Annotated in this window: 21 protein-coding genes and 3 tRNA genes; 10 read left to right on the top strand and 14 right to left on the bottom strand. The window is 64.3% G+C overall.

The features are described from left to right. Positions 1-607 precede the first annotated feature (607 nt). The 3 genes from EPL01_RS02705 (at position 608) to EPL01_RS02695 (ending at position 3,425) form a co-directional block, all read left to right on the top strand. A complete protein-coding gene (locus EPL01_RS02705; protein WP_135823726.1) occupies positions 608-1,468 on the top strand; it encodes a ParA family protein in 861 nt (286 codons plus the stop codon). Beyond that, the gene (locus tag EPL01_RS02700) at positions 1,461-1,949 is read left to right on the top strand and encodes a DUF7970 domain-containing protein (RefSeq protein WP_135823725.1); all 489 of its coding nucleotides are present in this window, start codon (positions 1,461-1,463) and stop codon (positions 1,947-1,949) included. Before EPL01_RS02705 ends, EPL01_RS02700 begins: the two co-directional genes overlap by 8 nt. A 465-nt stretch (positions 1,950-2,414) precedes the next feature. Next, positions 2,415-3,425 carry an aldo/keto reductase gene (locus EPL01_RS02695; RefSeq protein ID WP_135823724.1) on the top strand — a complete coding sequence of 337 codons (1,011 nt, stop codon included), beginning with the start codon at positions 2,415-2,417 and terminating at the stop codon, positions 3,423-3,425. Between the two features lie 31 nt (positions 3,426-3,456). Here the strand turns inward: EPL01_RS02695 and EPL01_RS02690 are convergent, their stop codons facing one another. The 4 genes from EPL01_RS02690 to EPL01_RS02670 all read right to left on the bottom strand — a co-directional run bounded on the left by EPL01_RS02690 (position 3,457) and on the right by EPL01_RS02670 (position 7,668). After that, complete coding sequence (locus EPL01_RS02690; protein WP_135823723.1) at positions 3,457-4,293, bottom strand: ABC transporter permease subunit; 837 nt, start codon at positions 4,291-4,293, stop codon at positions 3,457-3,459. Continuing rightward, positions 4,290-5,252, bottom strand: a complete 963-nt coding sequence (locus EPL01_RS02685; RefSeq protein WP_135823722.1) for an ABC transporter ATP-binding protein — start codon at positions 5,250-5,252, stop codon at positions 4,290-4,292. The genes EPL01_RS02690 and EPL01_RS02685 overlap by 4 nt, the downstream gene beginning before the upstream one ends. 2 nt (positions 5,253-5,254) lie before the next feature. Beyond that, the gene (locus EPL01_RS02680; protein WP_135823721.1) at positions 5,255-6,139 is read right to left on the bottom strand and encodes a CPBP family intramembrane glutamic endopeptidase; all 885 of its coding nucleotides are present in this window, start codon (positions 6,137-6,139) and stop codon (positions 5,255-5,257) included. 575 nt (positions 6,140-6,714) lie between these two features. Next, entirely contained in the window at positions 6,715-7,668 is a 954-nt protein-coding gene (locus EPL01_RS02670) for a DUF7351 domain-containing protein (RefSeq protein WP_135823720.1), read from the bottom strand. A 639-nt stretch (positions 7,669-8,307) separates the two neighbouring features. Here EPL01_RS02670 and EPL01_RS02665 point away from each other — a divergent pair. The 4 genes from EPL01_RS02665 to EPL01_RS02650 all read left to right on the top strand — a co-directional run bounded on the left by EPL01_RS02665 (position 8,308) and on the right by EPL01_RS02650 (position 9,542). Then, positions 8,308-8,393: transfer RNA gene (locus tag EPL01_RS02665), tRNA-Ser, on the top strand. A gap of 4 nt (positions 8,394-8,397) precedes the next feature. Continuing rightward, a tRNA-Trp gene (locus tag EPL01_RS02660) sits at positions 8,398-8,468 on the top strand. A 59-nt stretch (positions 8,469-8,527) separates the two neighbouring features. Further along, positions 8,528-8,600: transfer RNA gene (locus EPL01_RS02655), tRNA-Gly, on the top strand. A gap of 120 nt (positions 8,601-8,720) precedes the next feature. Then, on the top strand, positions 8,721-9,542 hold the full coding sequence (locus tag EPL01_RS02650) for a nucleotidyltransferase domain-containing protein (RefSeq protein WP_135823719.1): 822 nt from the start codon (positions 8,721-8,723) through the stop codon (positions 9,540-9,542). A 73-nt stretch (positions 9,543-9,615) separates the two neighbouring features. Here the strand turns inward: EPL01_RS02650 and EPL01_RS02645 are convergent, their stop codons facing one another. Then, entirely contained in the window at positions 9,616-10,482 is an 867-nt protein-coding gene (locus tag EPL01_RS02645; protein WP_135823718.1) for a DUF2250 domain-containing protein, read from the bottom strand. 232 nt (positions 10,483-10,714) lie between these two features. On the opposite strand from EPL01_RS02645, the gene EPL01_RS02640 reads away from it, so the two are divergent. Continuing rightward, positions 10,715-11,515 (top strand): ATP-grasp domain-containing protein, encoded by an 801-nt coding sequence (locus EPL01_RS02640; protein WP_135823717.1) that lies wholly within the window; start codon positions 10,715-10,717, stop codon positions 11,513-11,515. A gap of 115 nt (positions 11,516-11,630) precedes the next feature. Here EPL01_RS02640 and EPL01_RS02635 read toward each other — a convergent pair whose 3' ends face one another. From EPL01_RS02635 to EPL01_RS02620, 4 genes are all read right to left on the bottom strand, one after another. Then, positions 11,631-12,503 carry a metallophosphoesterase family protein gene (locus EPL01_RS02635; RefSeq protein WP_135823716.1) on the bottom strand — a complete coding sequence of 291 codons (873 nt, stop codon included), beginning with the start codon at positions 12,501-12,503 and terminating at the stop codon, positions 11,631-11,633. Between the two features lie 2 nt (positions 12,504-12,505). Beyond that, entirely contained in the window at positions 12,506-13,039 is a 534-nt protein-coding gene (locus EPL01_RS02630) for a hypothetical protein (RefSeq protein WP_135823715.1), read from the bottom strand. Positions 13,040-13,083: 44 nt separating this feature from the next. Next, the gene (locus tag EPL01_RS02625; RefSeq protein ID WP_135823714.1) at positions 13,084-14,112 is read right to left on the bottom strand and encodes an LLM class flavin-dependent oxidoreductase; all 1,029 of its coding nucleotides are present in this window, start codon (positions 14,110-14,112) and stop codon (positions 13,084-13,086) included. Between the two features lie 116 nt (positions 14,113-14,228). Further along, positions 14,229-14,846 (bottom strand): class I SAM-dependent methyltransferase, encoded by a 618-nt coding sequence (locus EPL01_RS02620; RefSeq protein WP_135823835.1) that lies wholly within the window; start codon positions 14,844-14,846, stop codon positions 14,229-14,231. A gap of 310 nt (positions 14,847-15,156) precedes the next feature. On the opposite strand from EPL01_RS02620, the gene EPL01_RS02615 reads away from it, so the two are divergent. After that, positions 15,157-15,519 (top strand): SHOCT domain-containing protein, encoded by a 363-nt coding sequence (locus EPL01_RS02615; RefSeq protein WP_135823713.1) that lies wholly within the window; start codon positions 15,157-15,159, stop codon positions 15,517-15,519. Positions 15,520-15,677: 158 nt separating this feature from the next. Further along, positions 15,678-16,061 (top strand): DUF302 domain-containing protein, encoded by a 384-nt coding sequence (locus EPL01_RS02610; RefSeq protein WP_135823712.1) that lies wholly within the window; start codon positions 15,678-15,680, stop codon positions 16,059-16,061. Positions 16,062-16,434: 373 nt separating this feature from the next. Here EPL01_RS02610 and EPL01_RS02600 read toward each other — a convergent pair whose 3' ends face one another. The 5 genes from EPL01_RS02600 to EPL01_RS02580 all read right to left on the bottom strand — a co-directional run bounded on the left by EPL01_RS02600 (position 16,435) and on the right by EPL01_RS02580 (position 21,198). Next, a complete protein-coding gene (locus EPL01_RS02600; RefSeq protein ID WP_135823710.1) occupies positions 16,435-17,433 on the bottom strand; it encodes a potassium channel family protein in 999 nt (332 codons plus the stop codon). A 227-nt stretch (positions 17,434-17,660) separates the two neighbouring features. Next, positions 17,661-18,395 (bottom strand): ABC transporter permease, encoded by a 735-nt coding sequence (locus EPL01_RS02595; protein ID WP_135823709.1) that lies wholly within the window; start codon positions 18,393-18,395, stop codon positions 17,661-17,663. A 1-nt stretch (position 18,396) separates the two neighbouring features. Next, the gene (locus EPL01_RS02590; RefSeq protein WP_135823708.1) at positions 18,397-19,353 is read right to left on the bottom strand and encodes an ABC transporter ATP-binding protein; all 957 of its coding nucleotides are present in this window, start codon (positions 19,351-19,353) and stop codon (positions 18,397-18,399) included. Next, positions 19,350-20,234 (bottom strand): ABC transporter permease, encoded by an 885-nt coding sequence (locus EPL01_RS02585; protein WP_246045614.1) that lies wholly within the window; start codon positions 20,232-20,234, stop codon positions 19,350-19,352. The genes EPL01_RS02590 and EPL01_RS02585 overlap by 4 nt, the downstream gene beginning before the upstream one ends. Positions 20,235-20,238: 4 nt before the next feature. Beyond that, entirely contained in the window at positions 20,239-21,198 is a 960-nt protein-coding gene (locus EPL01_RS02580) for a glycine betaine ABC transporter substrate-binding protein (RefSeq protein WP_135823707.1), read from the bottom strand. Positions 21,199-21,200: the final 2 nt, after the last annotated feature.

Raw genomic sequence — 21,200 nt, 5'->3', positions numbered from 1 at the left:
TAGAATTTCTACAATGTGTGAAAATTGTACAGGTTTCGGACCTTACGGACTGTCGAAAATCGGTCGAGCGTCGGAAGCATTATAGAGCCGTACTGAGACTGTGTAAACGCTCCAAACACCGCACATAGTCTGAACGGTCTACAATGTTTGAACATTTCACGAGGTCCGGAGTTCTCGAACCGTGCGAGAACTCCGGACCGTCTGGACTGTCCGGAAAGCCCGCGACGCTCGGGCGACCGACCGCGCTCGAACATCGTAGAGTGTGCGAAAATCGTGAGCTGTCCGAACATTGTGGAGTGTCTGAACGTTGTGGAATGTCCGAACCTCGTGGGGTGTCTGAACACCGTGGAATATCCGGACCGTCCGGATATTCCAGACGCTTCGGGGTTCCGCCGACGTGCGAACCGTCTGTGATGTCCACACGTCACGGACAATCCACACGTCGCAGGCAGTCCACACGTCGCAGACTGCTCACAGTTCGCGGACTGTCTGCAGTTTGTCAACCGTCCGCAGTTTTCCGACTGTCCGCACGTTGCGAACTGTCTGGAAAGCGTGGAATGTCCACACATTGTGGGCTGTTCAGACCGTGAGGAGGGAGAAAATCACTATGGCACGCGCAGTAACCGTCAGTCTCCAGAAGGGTGGCGTCGGGAAAACGACCATCGCTATCAACCTCGCCGAGCGACTCGCGGCCCGCGGCAACGAGGTCCTCCTCGTGGACCTCGACCAGCAGGGCAACGCGACCGAAGGCGTCGGCCTCGAGGAGTTCTACAAGGCCGACACGCACCTCGGGCACGTCCTCACCGAGGACGACGGCCCGGATCCGGCGGACGTCATCCAGCAGGTACAGAACTTCGACGTGATTCCCGCCCACGAGGACTTCGACGACCTCGAAGACAAGGTCCGCAACTCCACGTTCGGCATGCTCTGGCTCCGCCGGAAGGTGGTCGAGCCGCTGCTGGGCGAGAAGTACGACTACATCGTCGTGGACGCCCCGCCGAACCTCGGCCCGCTCTCGGACGCCGCGATGATAGCCACCGGTAACGTCATCGTCCCGCTGCTGATGAGCGAACCGAGCGTCAGCGGGTTCGAGCGCATGGTCGACCAGCAAATCAAGCCGATTCAGAACGAGGTCGAACTCGAAATCCTCGCCATCGTCCCGAACTCGCTGTCGGGCAACAACGAGGAGAAGCGAATCATCTCGGACCTCGAAGACTCGCCGTTCAGCAAACAGCTTCCACAGTTCGCACGGTCCACACATTTTGAACAGTCTGACTCGCCCGGCCCGGGCATCCGCGACCGCATCGCGTTCAGTCGGGCGTGGCGAGAGGGCGTCCCGCTGGCCGAGTACGACCCCGAGAGCGACATGCTCCCGCGCCTCGACGAACTCGCGGCAATCGTGGAACGCGGCGAGGTCGCCTCGGAAAGCGAGGAGGCCCAGCGCGAGGAGGTGCGCCTCGATGGCTGACGACAACCGCTTCGCGGGAATCAGCGAGCAACTCGGCGAGGGAAGCGACGACGAGGACGCGGAAACTTCGGACTCCGACGCGCTCACGTCGGAGTCCGAAGATGTCGCCGAGGGGGAAGTCGGAGACGCCGCCGAGGAGAAAACCGGAGACGCCGCCGAGGAGGAAGCCGAAGTGGAGAAAAACACTGACGGGGCCGAGGAATCCAACGAAGTCGAGAAATCCGCCGAAACCGAGGAGACAGACGAGGGCGGCCCCGCCTTCGACTTCGGGACGACGGCCCAGACCAGCATCTACCCGCGGACCGAAACCGCCCGCGACACGCTGGACGACGTCGAGTTCGAAGTCGAGGGCGTCCTCCGGCGCGAACACGACGTGCGGGACCTCGCCGGGCGCGAACTCCACGACGCGATGATTCGCCTCGCGGCCGAGCGACCCGAGGAGGTCGCGGACCTCGTCGTCCAACTCCGGGACGACGAGTAGGTCCCGCGAGGGTCGGGGTCTGGAGGGGCCGCAAGTTCTGAGATCGTCTGCGAATTTTCGACGGTCCACAGGTTCTAAACAGTCTGCAACGTCTCCAGGACCCGCAATATCTAAAATCTTCGCAAGGTGTAGAATGTTTACAAGGTGTAGAATATCTACAAGGTCTAGAATGCCTGAAAGGTGTAGAATATTTACAGAGTTTAGAATATCCACACAGTTTAGAATGTATAAACGCTGTTAGTGGGCGCGCTCCCGCCCAAAAACACGTTCAGAAATATTTTATTATATTTAAAAATTATTTTATTCTTATAAGTAATAAATATATTCTCCAGCGTCGCTCGTCGCTGTACGTTTTCGTTCTTCGTCGCGGTGCGTTTCGTTGGGAGTCACGCACGAGGAGATATTCCCCCGCGCCTGCCGGTTTTTAAACCCTTTTCAGGCCGTTGTGCGTACTACCGAGTGGCTATGACTGACGCCGACTCACTCGACCTCGACTTCGTACAACTCGGCCGGACCGGCATCCAGACCAGCGAACTCCAGTTCGGCACGTGGCGATTCGGAAAGGAGACCGAGGAGGGCAACGTCGAAATCGGCGAGGAGCGCGCCTACGAACTCCTCGACGGCTACGAGGCCGCTGGCGGTCGGTACATCGACGCGGCCGACGTGTACGGCGGCGGCAAGGCCGAAGAGTGGATCGGCAACTGGCTCGCCGAGCGCGACCGAGAGCGCTACACCGTCGCCTCGAAGATTTACTGGCAGATTCGAGACGGCGACCCGAACAGTCGCGGCACCAACCGCAAGAACATCCGCCACCGCGTGGACGCGATTCTCGACCGGCTCGACACCGACTACATCGACGTGCTGTACATCCACCGCTGGGACGACCAGACCCCGGCCCGCGAGATGATGAAGACGCTCAACGGCCTCGTCGAGGCCGGAAAGGTCCACTACCTCGGCGCGTCGACGCTCCGACCGAACGCCTGGAAAGTCGCCAAGGCCAACGAAATCGCCAAGTCCGAGGGCTGGGAGCCGTTCACCGTCCTCCAGCCCCGGTACAACCTCGTGGACCGCGAAATCGAAGGGGACTATCTGGAGATGGCCCGCCAGTCGGACCTCGCGGTCTGCCCGTGGAGTCCGCTCGGGCAGGGCTTCCTGACCGGCAAGTACTCCCGCGAGGACGGACTCAGCGGCGAGTCCCGCGCGGCCGAGTCGAGTCGCTTCCAAGACGCCTACCTGACCGAGGAGAACTTCGACCTCCACGACGAACTCGACGCGGTCGCAGACGAGGTCGACGCCACGCCCGCCCAGACCGCCTTGGCGTGGCTCATGCACCGCGACGGCGTCACCGCGCCCATCGTCGGCGCGCGAACCACGGACCAGCTCGAAGAGAACCTCGCCGCGGCCCAAATCGACCTCTCCGACGAGCAGGTCCGGCGACTCACCGAGGCGAAGGGCGGCCCCTACGCCGGACTCTGAGTCGGTCGTCGCTTTCGCACTCCGATTCTACTCAGTTCAGGTCCGCCCGCTCGAAGACCCAGTAGCCTCCGAGGAGTGGCACGACAGTCCACGCCACCAGCACGAGGACGAACACCCACCATTCGAGGAAGACCGGCACGGGACCGCCGAGGAGGGCCTCCGGGCCGGGGAGCGCGGGGTCGGCCCCGCTCAGCGCCCTCGTGACGAGCGCGCTGTAGGCTCCCGAGGGACTCAGGCCTTCGAGGAGCAGGAACCACGCCGGAACGGACCCGCCCGGCGGCGACCCCTCGACGACGAGATGCGCGCCCTGCGGAAGCAGGTCCCAGAGGAGCGCGAGGCCAAGGTAGCTGGCGATGCCCAGCGTCATGGCCCTCGCTCGCGTCGGGGTCGCCGCTGAGATGCCGACCGCGATGCCGACGAACGAGATGCCCAGTCCCACCGTGAGCGCGAGGACCGCGAGGAACGCGCCGACCGGAAGCCCGCCGTAGACGACCCACGAGAGGGCGCTGGCGAGGACGAACCCGATGGCGAGACCGACCGCGACGACCGCTCCTCGGCCGAGGAACTTCCCGAGGACGACCCTTCGCCGGGTCGGTTCGAGACCGAGCAGGAGGCGCAGGCTCCCCGACTCTCGCTCGCCAGCGATGGCGAGGTAGGCGGCCACGAGCGCGACGATGGGCACCAGCATCGCGGCGAACTCGCTGGCCGCGCCCAGCCCCATCAGCGCCGAGGCGTCCATCGCGGGAATCGCCAGCGGCACGATGGAGGTCACCGCCATCATGACCGCGACGACGGCGACGAGTCCCCAGAGGAGCCGCGACCGAACCGAGTCGTCGAACTCCCGCCGGGCGATGACGCGCCAGCTCATCGGTTCGCCTCCGGACTTGCCTCTGTGGCCGGAGCTACCTCCGGCGCTGGCTCGTCGGGATGGGTGTACTCGGCGAACAGCTCTTCGAGCGACGACTCGCTGATTTCGATGTCCAGTATCGCGCTCCCCGCGTCCCGCACCCTGTCGATGACCGCGATTTTCGCGGTCGGGTCGGTGCAGGTCGCTCGGACCAGATTCTCCTCGACGGTCGCGTCCGAGACGCCGTCGAGTCCTTCGACGGTGAGGCCGGTGGGCGGCGAATCCACGGTCAGCGCGATGGTCGCGCCGGTTCCGAGCGCCTCGCGCAGCCCCTCGATTGAGTCCTCGGCGACCAACCGCCCGCGGTTCAGGATGCCCACGCGGTCGCAGACCGCCTCGACTTGACTCAGGATGTGCGACGAGAAGAAGACGGTCCCGCCGTCCTCGGCGTGCTGTCTGGTAATCTCCCGAATGTCGCGGATGCCGTCGGGGTCGAGTCCCGACGAGGGTTCGTCCAGAATCAGTAGGTCGGGGTCGCCGACCAGCGCCATCCCCAAGGCGAGGCGTTGGCTCATCCCCTTCGAGTAGCCGCCCGCGGGCCGATTCGCGGCGGTCGGGTCCAGACCGACCCGGTCGAGAATCCGGTCCGGGTCGTCCTCGACGCCCTGCATGTCGATGGCGAACTCGACGTGTTCGCGCCCGGTGAGCCGGTCGTAGAGGCTGTAGCCGTCGGGCAGAATCCCGATTCGGTCGTGAATCTCCTCGGCCTCGCGCTGGGCGTCGTAGCCCAGCACGGTCGCGGACCCCGAGGTCGGTCGGATGTAGTCCAACAGCACGTCGATTGTCGTGGACTTGCCTGCGCCGTTGGGGCCGAGGAAGCCGAACACCTCGCCCTCCTCGACCGTCAGCGAGAGGTCGTTGACGGCGTAGACGTCCTTTCCGTACCGCTTGGTCAGGTTGCGGGTTTCGATTGCGGGCACGTTCAGTCTCCTCCTGCCGGTCGGCCAGCTCTGACAGTCAGACCGCGCACCCGATTCTGGTAGAGGCTCCTTCCGACGAGGCCGACGACGGCGAGCGCGACCAGCCACGTCAGAATCGCGTGGGGCACGTTGACCGTGACCAGCGTCTCGGGGAGGAGTTCCCCCTCGGGCGCGACCACCGACAGGTCGATGGGGATGCGCCCCTGCGTGGCGTTGTCCGCGCCGTGCATCAGCATGGCGAGCCACGCGCTCCCGCCGGAGCCGTTGAACACCCACGCCAGAAGCACCGAGAAGCCGACGATGCCGACGAAGTACGCCGCCACCATCGAGGCTGGCCAGTCGGCGCGGACGCCGCCGGGGACGAACTGCGGGAGGTGCCAGAAGCCCCAGAACAGGCCGACGACGAGCGCGGCGCGAAACGCCCCGTATCGCTCCTGTAGCTCCGGTTGGGCGAACCCGCGCCAGCCGAGCTCCTCCTGCCCGCCGCCCAGCAGGGTCCCGAGGACGACGCCGATGACGATGGTCGTCGGCGCGAGTTCGAAGGACGCCCAGTCGATTGGACCACCGAGCGCCCACGAGGCGACCCCGGTCGCGTAGGTGATGGCGAAGGGGACGCCGATGGCGAGCGCGTACCACTTGGGGTGGACGCGGAACTTGAGGATGCTCCCGAGCCACTCGCGGACGCTCTCGCCGCTGGCGTAGACGACGATTGCCGCCGCGACGGAGGGCGAGAGCGCGCCCAGAAAGCCCGTGACGAACCAACTCGGCCACGACGGCTGTGTCATTCCCAGCAAGTCCGGTACCGCTTCGAGGCCCCACGCCAGCGCGTAGGCGAGGACGAAAAAGGACGTGAGGCGTCGTTTCCGAATCGGTTCGGTCAGTTTCATACGGGGCTTTCGCTGTCAGGGGTGAAAAGTATTATCAATAGGATTACATTTTGTCAGGGTTGCTACTCAAAATATTTTGACTTACCGTGACTGGAGTCCGACCATTCGAGAGTAGAACAGCGGAGCCTTGCCAAAAACATCATCTGCTGATAGACGTTCCCGACCGTGCGAAATATCGAGCGTGCATTAATCGAGTCGGTCAGATATTCCCGAAGATAAATGTCCTGATAGATACTAGTTATAATATGGTTAACCTGATCGGACTGATTATGGGAGTAATTGCACTCGGATTCGGTGTACGAGCAGTAATTTGGCCGTACAAGGTTGCAAAAATCAGCGAGCGATGGGACGCTATCGGAAGTAAGCGACGGCGCTCGGAAATAGAGCCAAAAGAGTGGAAAGTGAAACTTACAAGACTGTGGGGCGCGGTTTTGATAGGAATCGGGGTGCTTCTCCTACTTATGTCAACCAACTATGTATGAGAAAAAGGTCAGTTAAATTCTATAATTTCGCACCACGAGTTGCTCACGCTCCCTGCTGTCAGCGCCGAAGGGTTTCGACAGAGTCAGCGGCGGTCAGCCGTCGATTTTCTGCTTCTCGGGAGTCGCTGGTTCCACGTCGAGCGCGCCGTCGAGGAGCAGTTTCAGTTCGTCGTCTCGTGAGCGGTCGCCTTCGTCTCCTCGGATGGACTCGTCACCGTCGCGTCCCTCTGCTCCCCGATACCGGACCGTAATCGTCGCGCGGAAGGAGTCCTCGTCGTGGACCTCGGTCTCCCACTCGCGGATGTACTTCTGGACCTCCCAGAAGGGGACCGACTGGATGTCCACGCCGCGCTCCCAGTAGAACGCGACGACCGCGGGGTGGTAGAGCAGGCGGACGTACAGCGGCGCGAAGACCTGCCGGTAGCAACTCTCACACCGTGCGATACAGTAGTGCGTTATCGACTCGACCGTCTCGTCGGTGCCGATTTCGACCGCGGTTCGACCGCCACAGACCGGGCAGGTCCCCCGGAGCGCAGTCGCGTACTCGTGGTGAATCCGCCGGTCGCACGACCGGAGAATCTCCTCGCTCGTCCGGTCTTTGGCCTCTGCCGGGGAGAGGTCGTAGGTGACGATGGGAATCTCACAGTCGGGACACCGGACCGAGAGGGCCTTCTCGCTGTACTCGGCCCGCAGGTCCGCCGACTCGCAGGACGGGCACATCCCCTCGACCTCGGTGGCCTCGAACGACGGGCGCTCGGAGTAGGTGCCCGAGAGTATCGCCCGGACGATTCTGTCGCCCGCTTGGGTGAGTCGGTAGCGGTCGTCGTCCTTGTAGAGGAAGATTTCGTCGAGGAGGTCCAAGTGGTAGGACAGTTGCGACGTGCTGTCGATGGGGACCTCGTCGTAGAGTTCCTTGAACGTGAGCGCGCCCTCCTCGCCCCGCTCGTCGCGTTCGGCCTCCGCGAACACCCGCAGGATTTCGGTTCGCAGTTCGCTACCCAACGCCGAGAACGCCGCTTCCGGTGAGACGGGCGCACTGTCAGCCATCGGTGAGTCGTTTGGCGGGCGCGTCCTAAGCCCTTGTCCTCGGTCGGTTGGTGTCGGTGAGAGACGTTCCGGAAACGGCGATGGAGCCTCGGCGTAGTTGAGCAATGTAATACAGTCTTTAGAAATTCTAAATATATTTAAAGAATCTCATTTAGTTTCTCTTAGACAGAATTAGTTACTCGATGCTTCTCCGAGCGGGCGTTTTGGCGGAGTCACGCCTCGGTTCTGTGTCTCACACTCCAGAAGTCACACCTTGACTCTCTATCTCACACGCCAGACAAGTTTAATATACCGTGCCCTGTACGTCAAATCGAAGTCACGACCCACGACGAACGAGGTAACTCCGCACCATGACACTCACTCGCCACGTCTCGCGGCACGCCCCTTCCTGCGTAGCCGCGGGACCGAAACTCGAGGAGGTCCGACCCTCCCGGGGTGCGGAGCGACCCAATCGCCGGGCGTGGCGTCGCGGGGCGTTCGCTGGTGCGATGCCCTCCGGCGGACTCCCGACGCTTTTGCCCGCATAACTCGGCCTCCTCGCGGAGTACCCGCCCGGGGCGGAGGAACACGGGCTTTCTGCTAGCTTTCACCCACCAACGGTTCTACACCACACCCAGTCCAGACGCGAGAGACCGCGATGGCGGGATTTCCCCAGTCGGGCCAAGGGGCCGCGCTGGAACCGCGGTGTCCGCGAGGACGCGGGCGTTCGAATCGCCCTCCCGCCGTCTCGGGTGCGTGGTCCAACGGCACGACGCCTGCCTCCAGAGCGGGAGATGGCCGTTCGATTCGGTCCGCACCCATCGCCGCCGCATCCGAGGCGGCATCCGACCGCTCCCCTTCGACGGGGGCGACGACCTGCGCGCCGGTAGTCCAGTCGGTCAGGACGCCAGCCTTCCACGCTGGAGGCCCCGGTTCGAGTCCGGGTCGGCGCATGCGGATTCCCTGCCGGGAGGTCCCGCCGGGTGCGGGAGTTCGGCTGTTACCCGAACCGCGCGAGGTTCGAGTCCTCGTCCCGGCGTTCGAATCCGACGAAACGAACGGAGGAGACTACGATGACGATAGAAAAACTCGACCTGCAGTACAGCGACGAAGACATCCGCGAGTTCGTCGAGGACGCGGTCGCCCGAAAGGGAACTCGACACCGACCGCGGTTCTACGCCGTCACGGGGAGCCACGTCTACGGCTTCGACAGCGCCGACAGCGACATCGACGTTCGCGGCATCCACGTCGCGCCCGCCGAGGAGTACGGCTACCTCCGGACCCCGACCGAGGAGGTCACCGTCAATATGGACGGGACGACCGAGGGGTTCGAGGAGTACGCCGAAATCGACCTCCGGAGCTACGAACTCAAGAAGTTCGGCTCGCTGCTGGCGAAGGCCAACTACAACGTCGTCGAGTTGGTCTTCGAGGCCCCCACCGTCATGAACGGCCTCCCGCTGGAGATGGACGCGCTGAGGGGTCTGATTCGGGACCACCTGCCGATGAACGTCCCTCACGCCTACCTCGGCATGGCGAAGTCGAACTACTACAAGCACCTCGACCCCCAGAAGACCGAGGGCTACGACCCCCGAGCGAAGAAGTTCCTCTACGTCTACCGGGGCCTCCTCGGGGCGCAGTACGTCCTCGAACGCGAGGACGTCGAGGCCGACGTTCGGGAACTGGCCGAGGCCGTCGATGGCGGCGACCCCGACCTCGTGGCCGACCTCGTCGCCCACAAGCGCGAGGCCGACGACCCCCATGTCTCCGATTCGCTCGAAGAGCGCGCTCGGTCGGCCATCGTCGAGCAGTTCAACGCGCTCGACTCGCTGCCCGACCCCGACAAGTCGGGGTACCGGGAGGCGCTCGACGACTGGATGCGCAAGGTCCGGGCGTGAGTTTGCCCCCGAGCGACAGCCAGCGGGAAAGCCTCCGTCATTTCGCTCCGAGCGAGGAGGAGACTCGATTTCCTCACTCCTCGTCGAGGTCCCGAAGCAGTTGCTCGGCGACCGAGGTCGTCACGTAGTAGGTGTGCTTACGGTGGGTCTCGTCCTTGGGCTTCAGCTTTCGCTCGTTCTGCTTGATGATGCTCCCCTCGTAGGTCGTGACGAGGCCGACCCGCCGGAGCGCCCGGTAGAGGTGCCGAACGTACTCGAACTCCATGTCTAACTCCTCGGCGGTCATCCGGGGGTAGTCCGGGCCGCCGCGGGCCAGACGCTTGGCGATGGTCTGGCCGTCTGGCAGGTGCCGGAGGACGTTCAACTTGCCCTCGCGCTCTTCGAGGAATCGCAGGAGGTGGTCGCCCTGCTGTGAGAGCCGGTAGTAGGTGTGGTGCTGGCGGACCTCGTCGGCCTTCTTGGCCTTGACTTGGCGCTGTTTGACCGTGCCCGACTCGATGCGTTCGAGGAGTCCCGCGGTTTCTATCTCTTTACAGAGGTCTTCGACGTGGCCCCGGTCGGCGTCGAGGTGGCCCGCCATCGACCGCGGGTAGTTGCCGCCGACTCGGTCGAGGTGGTAGCAGACGAGGTACGCGACCGGATCTGCCGGGAGCGGTGCCAGTTGGCCGACGATGGACCGCTTTCGTTCGAGGTCTGCTTCCAGTTCGGCGGCGCGCTCGTAGCGCCGCTGGGCGTTCTCGGGCGCGTCGGCGTCGAGGTCCAGACAGACGTCGATTTGGTCGCCCCGAGGCGTCTCCAAGGTCAGTTCGAGTTCGCGGTCGTCCCAGTGGTCGCCCTCCTCGCGGCGCGCCTCTTCCAGCGCCTCCTCGACCGCCTGAATGCGGGTGAAGATGGTGTTGGCTTCCCGGCGGAGTCGCTCGACCTCGGCCTCCGAGACCATGCTGTTCGTCGGTAGTCGTCGCCCCCGTAAGTATGTGATGAGCGGCGAAGCCGCCGACTCATCGACTCCCTGTCGCTCGGCTCACCGCCCTTCTCGATGCCGGGACGCGAGTTCCTCGCGGGTCGCGTCGGCCAGCGCACGGAGATTGTCGCTGACGCCGACGGGATACTCGCCCGATTTCCGGGGTCGGCCGAGCGGGGACAATCTATTCGGACCCGACCGTCGTACCGCAATGGAAACCAACTCCCTGATGATGAACGACAGCCGCCCGAACATCGCTATTTCGTACTACGAGGACCGCGGCAATCCCCTCAAACTCGAACTCTTCGACCGCCTCAGGTCGTGGGCCGACCTCGAACTGCTGGACCCCGAGCGCGAACACTCGGACCTCGCCGACAGAGGCCTGGACCTCTATCACATGGCGCGCTGGCGGCGGGGCGGGCTCGCGGACCTCGAACGGGCCTGCGAGGCCGGGATTGCGACGCTCAACTCCTACCGCGGGGCGGCGCGACTCGAAGACCGACTCGAACGGTGCAAGACGCTCCGAGACCGCGGGTTCCACGTGCCAGCGTTTCAATTCGGTCGAGCCGAGGAGATTACGCTCCGACCGCCGGTGGTGGTCAAGCCCCGCCGCGAAATCGTGGAGGGGAGCCACACGTTTCGCCTCGTGCGCTCCGCGCCTATCGACTTCGAGGGCGAGCGGTTCGTCCAGCGTTACGTCGTGCCGCGGCGCAGTTACAAGATTTTCCGGGTCGGCGAGCGCGTGCGGACGACTCGACACGAGCGCCCCGACGGAAAGCCCAGAGCGGTCGAGACCCGCCGCCGGTTCGCCGAACTGACCGACGAAGTCGCCGACCTCTACGACCTCTCGGTCTTCGAACTCGACATCGTGGTCCACAAGAACCTCTACGTCATCGACGTGAACCCGGTGGTGAGTCTGGAAGGCGTCGGCGACGCGGTCGATATTTACGAGGAGTGCATCCGAGAGCGGATTCGGGAGTCTCGGTCTGGGGAGTCACCATCCCGGGAGTGAGACTCGCTCAGAGACGATGCTCGCTCGGCGCGCCGAGCGAGCATCACAAATATCCATATAACATATATAGACATTTCCTAAACAATCAAAATTACTGCTCTCTGCCGCCTCCGACTCACCACGTGGCTTCCGCGAGGAGACCCTCCTCGTCCGCGCTCAGGTCGTAGTAGTGGACCGTCGCCTCGCGCCGGTCGGCATCGACGGTCATCCAGCGCACGTCGCCAGCGTAGTCGGGGTCGCTCCCGCCGAGGTGGCGGGCGATGACGTACTTCACGCCCTCGACCGCGGTGGTCTCTCGCCCGTGGTCCGACGAGTAGTGGCCCGAGTTGACGAGGACGGTGTTGCCGCGTTCGAGGACGTGCTGGACCGAGGGGTAGTTGAGCGTGAACCGGTAGGCTCCGGTGTAACCCGTCTCCCAGTCGGGGTGGAGTTCGGTGTGCTTGGCCAGCGGCGCGTGGCAGAACACGAACGTCGGCACCTCGCCGTCCTCGTCCATCAGTCGCTCCAGCATCGACAACTGCGGGGCCGTCACGAAGTTCTGGGTCTGGGTGAGGTGGTGATACCCCTGATGGGGACTCGAATCGAGGAAGACGTAGCGCGCGCCGTCCTCGCGGAAGTGGAACCACTGGGGGTACTCCTCGGGCGGGAAGAACTCCTCCCAGACCGACAGCGGCCGGTCGTGGTTCCCCCGAATCGGGTGGTACTCGCCGTCGAGTTCGTCGTCGAGGAGTTCCTTCGCCCGCCGGAAGTCCTTGCGGTAGTACTTGTTGTCGGGGTCGTCGTGCCACCTGCCCCAGTCGGTTCGGTGGGGGTAGTGAGACGCCAGCGTCCGCAGGTCGCCGCCCGCCACGGTCCAGTCCACGCCGACCTCGTTGAGTTTCTCGCAGGCTCGCCGAGCGCGCGGGACGCCGTCGTACTTCCGGCGCTCGCCCTCGGCGTGAGTGTCGGACATCAGGTGCAGGTCGAAGATGAGGCCAATCGTTCGCATGGTCACTCGCTGTAGAGGATGACGCTGGTTCCCTGGTCGAGATAGCCGGTGCCGCCGGTCGCCTTCGCCCGGAGTTCGTAGCCCGCGAACACCTCGCCGAGGTCGGTGTAGTCGCCGGGTCGCTCCGGCGCGAACTCCACGAACGGCGTCTGGAAGTCGTCGCCGTCCTCGTGGGTCAACTCGATTTCCGCGTCGTAGGGCTTGCCCTCCCTGAGGTGGGTCGTCCGCAGGAGGAGCGTGAGCGTCGCGCCCGGCGTCACTCGGGCGTGGCCTCGGAGGTTGAGGTAGAGCGGCGTGCGCTCGATGTCCCCGGCGTAGGGGAGCGTCAGCCTGTTCTTCTGGACGGTGACGTACTCGTCGCTGGTAATCTCCCAGTCGGTGTCGCCGGGTTCGGACTGGCGCGGCGCGGTCCCGAGCGGCCACGACGCCAGCAGTTCCGGGCCGCGCGTCCGGGGTCTGTAGTCCCGCGAGACGAGGCCGGATGCACTCCGGTCGATGGGCGAGTCTCGGTCGAGGGGCCGGTCGTGTTCGTCCATCACGACCCACCTACGCAACGCGCAGGGTGATAACTGTAGTCGCCTCAGCGAGGCGCGAGTCCGACGCCCTCGGCCAGCAGTTCGTGGGAGCGCAGGGCGTCGTCGTGGTCGGCGACGACGTGCTGAATCATCACCTCGTCCACTCCGACGCGGTCGGCGAGTTGGTCCAACAGGTCGGCGAGCGTCTCCGGACTTCCGGAGACGGCTCGCGGCCACTCGTCGGCATCGAGCGTGGCTGGCGTCGGGTCGGGGACGTCGCCGAGTTCCTCGATGGCCTCGTCCACGGACGGCGTGGTCCCGACCTCGCCGCGCTGCATTCGCGCGAACGACGCTTCGGCCACCGCCCGGAGTCGGGCCGCCTCCTCGTCGGTGTCCGCACAGACCGCGTTCACCGCGACCATCCCCTCCGGACTCTCGATGCTCCCGGCCAACCGCGACGGCCGGAAGTGCTCGCGGTACGCCTCGAACGATTGGACCGCGAGGTGCGGGCGGATGAACGCCGCGAAGCAGTATCGCAGTCCGAGTTCGCCCGCGATTTTCGCGCTCGACGGACTCGACCCGAGGACCCACGGGACTGGCGGTCCCTCGCCCGACCGCGGGATTTCGAGGTCGCCGTAGGGGTGTTCGTCGGGGTAGTCGTCGTAGAGGTGGTTGACGACCGCCTCTATTTTCTCGGTGTGGTCCTCGTCGGGGTTCTGGACGCGCCGGGACGTGCCGAGCGCGCGGTCGGCGGCCGGGGACCCGTTCGCGCGACCGAGGCCCGCGTCGATTCGTCCGGGCGCGAGCGCGTCCAGCGCGCCGAACTCCTCGGCGACCTTGAACGGACTGTAGTGGTTGAGCAGGACCGCTCCGGACCCGAGGCGAATCGCGTCGGTTTCGGCTGCGAGGTGCCCGAGCAGGACTTCCGGAGTCGTCCCGGCAATTCGGTTCGTCATGCCGTGATGTTCGGCTACCCAGAATCGAGAGTAGCCGAGTCGTTCGGCCCGTCTCGCGGCTTCGACGGTGTTGGCGTAGGCGTCGGTCGCGGTGCCATCGTCGGGGACCGGCGAGAGATCGACGACAGAAAGCTCCATGTCCCGTCTCGGGGTTTGGGCAGAATAACGGTTTGGCTCTCGGCGGTTCTCTCACCGGAGGGTGCCGACCCCGAGTCGAAGGCGTTCGAGACGCTCGCTCCGAGCGCGACGGAAACTCAGAGCGTCCGGAACACCCGCACCGTGTCGCGCTTGCCGGGTTCACAGAGCAGTTGCGCCACGCCCAACTCCGAGAACTCGTCCTTCCAGTTGCGGTGGTAGAGCGGGAAGTCGTCGTGGACGATACTCACCTCGCACCCTTCGCGGCCGCGCCGGGGGCTGTTGCCCTCGTTTTCGGCGGTAATCAGCAGGTCCGACGTGGCGCGCACGAGGTCCTCGAACACCCACTTGTTCTCGGGGTGGACGTGCTGGAGCGTCTCGACCGAGAAAATCACGTCGAAGCGGTCGGCCTCGAACTCGGGAACGATGTCCTCGATTGCCCCAGTGTGGAACGTCCCCGTCTCGGCGAGTCGCGGGTAGTGGTCGGCCATCACGTCGAAGGAGTCGGCGTTGATGTCGATGCCGGTCAGGTTCTCGTAGCCGCGGTCCAACAGGCGCGCGAGGTGGCGACCGGAGCTACACCCGACTTCGAGGATTTCGGCGTCGCTGGCGACGTAGTGGTCGAACACCGCTTCGAGGGTCTCGGTGACCTCGTTCTGCCCGATTTCGGCGTAGTAGCCCGGCGAGAACTCCTCGGAGCGATTGGCCCAGTACTCGTGGTTGTCCTCGGGTGCCACGTCCTCGTCGGGTTTCGCGTCGTCCTCCGGTTCCATGCGTGGGGGAACGTGGTCGGCGAGTAAAGAGTCCGCGGAAAAGGAGTCCGCGGAGAAAGAGTCCGCGGAGAAAGAGTCCGCGGAGTCTCGGTCGCGCCCGACGGAGGGTCGGACTACGCGACCCCCGGAGTACCGGATTGCTGTGACTGCGTCGGCGAAGTTTCCATTCCGACTCTCGAACGCGCGATTTCTTTCGACTGCTAGCGTCTCGCGCGCGCAAAGTACTACAGTATAAGTCGCAATCGGGGTAAAGGATGCCGACGTAGTATCAGGTATGAGACCTCGATACAGACACGACGCTCGCGCTGTCCTGCTGACGGTCGCGCTCGCCGTCGCGGCGTTCAGCGGGACTGCGGTGGCCCACGGCGGCGACGACGGCTTCCACCATCACAACGGCTGGATGGGAACCCACGGAGCGTGGGGCGGGTTCGGCTTCCTCTGGATGCTCCTCGGCGGACTCGCCCTCGTCGGGATTCCGGCCCTCCTCGTCTACGCCTACGCCAACCGCGGTAGTGGCGGACGCTCCGACGAGGAGGCGCTCTCGCTCCTCCGACAGCGCTACGCCCGCGGCGAAATCGACGAGGAGGAGTTCGAGACCCGACGCCGGAAACTCTCCCAGACCGGCGACACGAGATAGCCCCGGGCGTCGGCTTCAGCCCGCGACTGCGCAGCTTTCTTGTAGAAGTGAGACAATACGGATAGCAGTCTAACCGAGGTCCCGAAGTTACTCTGGTCGTTATCTCCACCTATTTACCGTCCACAACAGTCATCAGTTTCGGGGCCGAATTGTGCGGTATGGACTATACGATGCAGAAGCGAGTGGACGCAGATTTCGACGCGACCGTCGAGCGAACCATCGACGCGCTGGAAGACGAGGGCTTCGGCGTCCTCTGCGACATCGACGTGCAGGCGACCTTCGCCGAGAAACTCGACGAGGAGTTCCGCCAGTACCGCATCCTCGGGGCCTGTAACCCGCAACTGGCCTTCGAGGGACTGGCGGACGAAATCGAACTCGGCGCACTCCTCCCGTGCAACGTCATCGTCTACGAGACCGACGACGGCGTCACGGTGAGCGCCGTGGACCCGGAGCGACTCGTGGGTATCACCGACAACGACGACCTCGATTCGATTTCTGAAGAAGTCGGCGAGCGGTTCGAGCGCGTTCTCGACGCCCTTTGACATCCTCCCCGCCCTGACGGGCGAGGATTCCCACGGCACCGCACCGCTGGGTTGGGATGGTTACGGTTTGTAGTCGCCTCGAACGACAACTACTGGCTGTGCCAACCAGCCGTTACTCCTATCCCGGCATGGAATTCGGAGATACTTTTTTTGACTTCACCCCGTGTTCCGATACAGAAAGGGGTTCTTTCTGCGCGGAATCGGAGAATCCCGATATTGTCCGATTGACAGGGCCGACAGGCCGCCTCGGTTGACTGTTACTCCAGTAGCTGATAACTTAAAACATCCGTTCACACGTGGTCGGTGGAGGAATTGTCGGATTCATCCCCGCGCTAAAACACGGGGCTTTCTCCTTGCACTTCTGTAAATCCGGTCAGGTGTCGTCCGAACTCGGCCACCGTCGGGCGTCGTCCTCGACGACCGCCCGCAGTTTCCGTCGCCGGTCCGCCAACTCTTCGAGCGACTCGCTGAACTCGTCCGACGAGACGGTCGAGATGCCGGTCTCTTCGAGGGCGTCGATGTCCGGCGGCGGCGGGGTGTGGTCGGCGCTCTGGATGGTCGATTCGAGCGTGTCGAGATAGCCGCCGATGCTCGACCGGGCGTTCGCCACGACTGCGGGGTTGGGCCGGTCCGCTTCTCGCACTCCGAAGCGGAGCGCCGTCAGCGCGTCTTCGAGGATGGCGATGCTCACCGGGGCGGCCTGCCGGGGGTTCTCGCTGTGGAAGTAGTGGAGAATCGGGTACGCCTTGTGGTTCGCCGACAGGGTGTTCAGTTGGCTGACGAACGTGTTGAGCGGTAAGTCGAGCGACGAGAAGTCCTCGCCGTTCCACGCCGACCGGAGGAGTTCCTTGCCCCCCATTCCGAGGCCGGTCACGTTGCTGGCGAACGCGCGCTTCTGGGAGACGGCGTCGAGGACCGACAGGACGTAGGTGACGCTCAGCGTGACGAAGAGCATCCCGCCGCCGGTCGCCAGCGCGGTGGCGATTCGCCAGACGCCGGTCCGAGGGACGAAGTCGCCGATGCCGAGCGTGAACAGCGTGTAGCCGGTGAAGTAGACGCGGTCGGCCCACGAGATTCGACCCCTGTTCAGGGTGTCGACGAGCGCCCGCTCGGCGCTGGCGAACACGAGCGTCCACCCCGCCCACAGGAGGACGAGCCAGCCCAGAAGGGTGAGGACGAGGACGAGCGGGCCGACCAGACTCAGCACCCGCGAGTGCCGTTCCGCGGTCCGGCGGAGCGCCCGCCACGTCCAACTCATGAGGCGAGTCGTCAGCGGCCCGGCACCGCCCTCGACCCAGAGCGTCGTCCACAGGAGGTCGCCGATGGCGACCGCGATGAAAGCGACGCCGAGACCGAAGTACAGCAGGTTCATGGTCGTTCTATCCCTTCTACGGGATACTCCCCTAACGTGATTGCGACTAGTGAAATCGGGGAGAGTCGCGGCGCTACTTTCGCGTTCGGTGAGAATCCGCCGAGAAATTCGAATTTCCGAACGTCGCGCTTCAGAGACAACATATTATTTCTATGGAAATGAAAAACATTTCTTAAGGATAGAAGGAGATTTCTCGGAGGAGAGACTTCGCGGGTCCGAAACGCCGCTCACGCGCTCACGAGGTCGTCGGACTGCTGGGCGTCGCCGCCGAGATACCGCTCCAATAGCGCGAATCCGGAGTCGAGCGTGATGGCCAGCAGCGCGCCGGGCACGGCCCCCGCAATCGCCATCTCCATGTTGTAGAGCTTGATGCCCTGAAGCACCCACGTCCCGAGGCCGCCGCCGCCGACGAAGAACGCCAGATAGGCGGTGCCGACGCCGATGACCGAACTCGTCCGGATGCCCGCGAAGATGACCGGAATCGCCTTCGGGAGTTCGATTTTCCGCAGGACCTCCGTGTCGGTCATCCCCATGCCGCGGGCGGCCTCGACCACGCCGTCCTCCACGTCCTCGATTCCGGCGATGGTGTTGGTCAGAATCGGGAGGAGAGCGTAGACGAACAGGCCCGCGACCGCCGTCACGAACCCGATGCCCGTGACGGGGAGCATCAGGAAGATGATGGCGAGCGTCGGGATGGTCTGAGCCGTGTTACCGAATCCCTTGATGGTCGGCTTCGCTCTGGGGAACCGGGTCGCCGCGATGCCGAGCGGAACCGCGACGAGGATGGCCAGCAGTTCCGAGACCAGCACGAGTTTGATGTGCGTCCAGAGGTGGTGGAGGAACTGCGACCAGTTGCTCGTGATGAAGTCGTAGGCTCCCGGTAGCTCCTCGAAGATTCCGAGGGGGGCGAGCGCGATTTCGAGGAGCGGGACGAGCGCCAACTCCGGCGGCGCAGACACCATCTCAAATCGACCCCCGCGTCGGGTCGCTGGTCCCCCGGAGGTCGGCCTCCTCGACCACGCCGACGACCTCGCCGTCCCGAGCGACCGGGAGGCGTCCCGCGTCGGTTTCGAGCAACCGCGAGAGCGCGATTTGGGCGGTGTCTGAGGGCGCGACCGGGTCCACGTCCGGCAGGCGCTCGCCGTTGGTCTCGTACATCACTTTCCTGACCGGCGTGACCTGCAACTTCTTGAGTTCGCGGTCCTGCCCGATGAAGTCCCGCACGAAGTCGTTTTTCGGGTTCTCCAGCACGTTCTGGGGCGTGTCGTACTGGACGAGTTCGCCCACGTCGAAGATGGCGATACGGTCGCCCATCTTGAGCGCCTCCTCGACGCTGTGGGTGACGAACAGAATCGTCACGTCGAGTTCGGCCTGAATGTCGAGGAACTCGTCTTGGAGTTCCGCGCGGGTGATGGGGTCGAGCGCCCCGAACGGTTCGTCCATCAGCATCACGTCGGGGTCGGCCGCCAAGGCCCGAGCGACCCCGACGCGCTGGCGCTGGCCGCCCGAGAGTTCGGTCGGGTGCTGGTCGCCGTACTCCTCGACCGGCAGGTCCATCAACTCGAGGAGTTCCCGGACCCGCTCCCGAATCCGGTCGTCGTCCCAGCCCTTGAGTTTCGGCACCGTGGCGACGTTCTCTCGGACGGTCATGTGGTCGAACAGCCCGATTTCCTGAATCACGTAGCCCACGTCGCGCCGGAGTTCTATCTCGTCCTTCTGCTCGATGTCGGTGCCCTCGAAGTAGACGGTCCCCTCGGTGGGTTCGATGAGGCGGTTGACCAGCTTCATCGTCGTCGTCTTCCCGCACCCGGAGGGGCCGACCAGCACCGTCGTCGTGCCCTCCTCGACCTCGAAACTGATGTCCTCGATGGCGACCGTGCCGTCGTCGTACTGTTTGGTGACGTTGTCGAATTCTATCATGGTTTTGCGCTGGTAGTGGTGGTGGTGGCGTCTGCGTCGTCGTCGCGCCCCGAAACCCGCGACGGCGCGGCCCCGGCCAGTCCTCGGACGGCGCGGGTTCCGAGGTTCGGCTGAATCTCCTCGCCGTTCCGGAGTCGGAACACCTGCTCGACCACGCCGAAGGCGTAGTCGATGGTGAGCGTCAGCAGGGCGAGGGCGACGGTCGCGCCGACGATTTCGACCGTGTTCGAGCTACGATACCCCTCGAAGATGGGGACGCCGAGGCCGCCCGAGCCGACGATTTCGCCGATGGCCGCGATGCCCACGAGCAGGACGACCGCGTTGCGGACGCCGGACATGACCACGGGCAGGGCCATCGGAATCTGAATCTTGCGCAGGCGCTGGAACTTCGTCATCCCCAGCCCCTCACCGGCCTCGACTGCGGCCTCGTCAACGCCGGTCAATCCGACGTAGGTGTTCCGGATGACGGGCAGTTGGGTGTAGAGGATGAGCGCCATCACGACCGGCGGCGACCCCGTGCCCAGCGAGGGCAACAGGAGCGCGAACAGCGCCACCGAGGGAATCGTCATCATGATGCCCGCCAACCACAGCACCACCGTCGCCAACTTGTCGTTGTAGGTGATGAGCGTCCCGAGCGTGACCCCCAGCGGCACCGCGACGACCAGCGCCCGCAGGACGAGAATCGCGTGCTGGCGAGTGTACTCCAGCAGTTGGGTCTGGTTCTCCGCGAAGTACCGAAACACCTCGGTTATCATTCCCAGCACGACGAAGGCGGGTTCGCCGACGGCCGCGAGTTCGCCGAGGACTGCGGGTCCGCCGATGGCCGCGGGGCCGCCGATGGCCGCGAGTTCGCCGACGAGCGCGACAGCGTTGGCGGGCATGGAGTTAGACGATTCCTTCCGACTTCAGGAAGTTCTTGGCGACGGTTCGCGCATCTTTGCCCTCGATGGAAACCTTCTCGTTCAGGCCCCGGATGGTCTCGGTCGTGAGTTTGCTCGCCACCTGATTCAGCGGTTTCTCGATGGCGGGGTTCTCCTCGACCACCTTCTGTTTGGTCATCGGCGCGGGGTTGTACACCGGGAAGAAGCCCTCGTCGTCCTCGAGCGAAGTCAAATCGAACTTCAGAATCTTCGGATTCGTGTTGAATCCGCTCCCGAGGGCGGCCTGTCCGTTCCCGACCACCTTGTAGGTCAGCGCAGATCCGACGTTCTTGGTGTTGAGCTTCTCGGCGGCGTCCGCGAAGCCGTAGTGTTCGGTGACGCCGGGCCAGCCGTCCTCGCGCTGTTCGAACTCGGCGTTCATCACGACGGTCGCGTCGGTGTTGCCGTTCTTGACCCACTCGGCGAACCCGGAAATCGAGGAGACGCCCGTCTCCTCGGCCCACTCCTTCCGGACGAGGAGGACGTAGGTGTTGTTGAACGGCGCGCGGTCGAGGAGGGTGATGCCGTACTCGTCTTCGAACTCCTTTTCGACTTTGTCGTAAATCTCCTCGGGGTCGGTGATGACCTCGTCGTGTTTCGGCGGGAGCGTCGCCCAGCTCGTCCCGGTGTACTCCCAGTAGAGGTCCGACTCGCCGCTCTTGAGCGCCTCGAAGTTGGTGACCGAACCGCCCAGTCCGACCTTGTCTTTCACCTCGACGTCGGTGTTCTCTTTCAGGGCTTCGACCGCGAGGTAGCCCAGAATCTTCTGCTCGGTGAACGACTTCGAGGAGACGGCGACGGAACCGCTCCCGCCCGAGCTACCGCCGAGGACGGCACTACACCCCGCGATGGAGGTCAACCCGGCCGCCCCGGCCGCCGCGCCGGTTTTCTTGAGGACGCTTCGCCGTGTGGTCTCGTCTCGCATAC

This window comes from Halorussus ruber, from assembly GCF_004765785.1.
Classification (GTDB): Archaea; Halobacteriota; Halobacteria; order Halobacteriales; family Haladaptataceae; genus Halorussus; species Halorussus ruber.
This window is presented reverse-complemented; position numbering and strand designations above follow the sequence as displayed.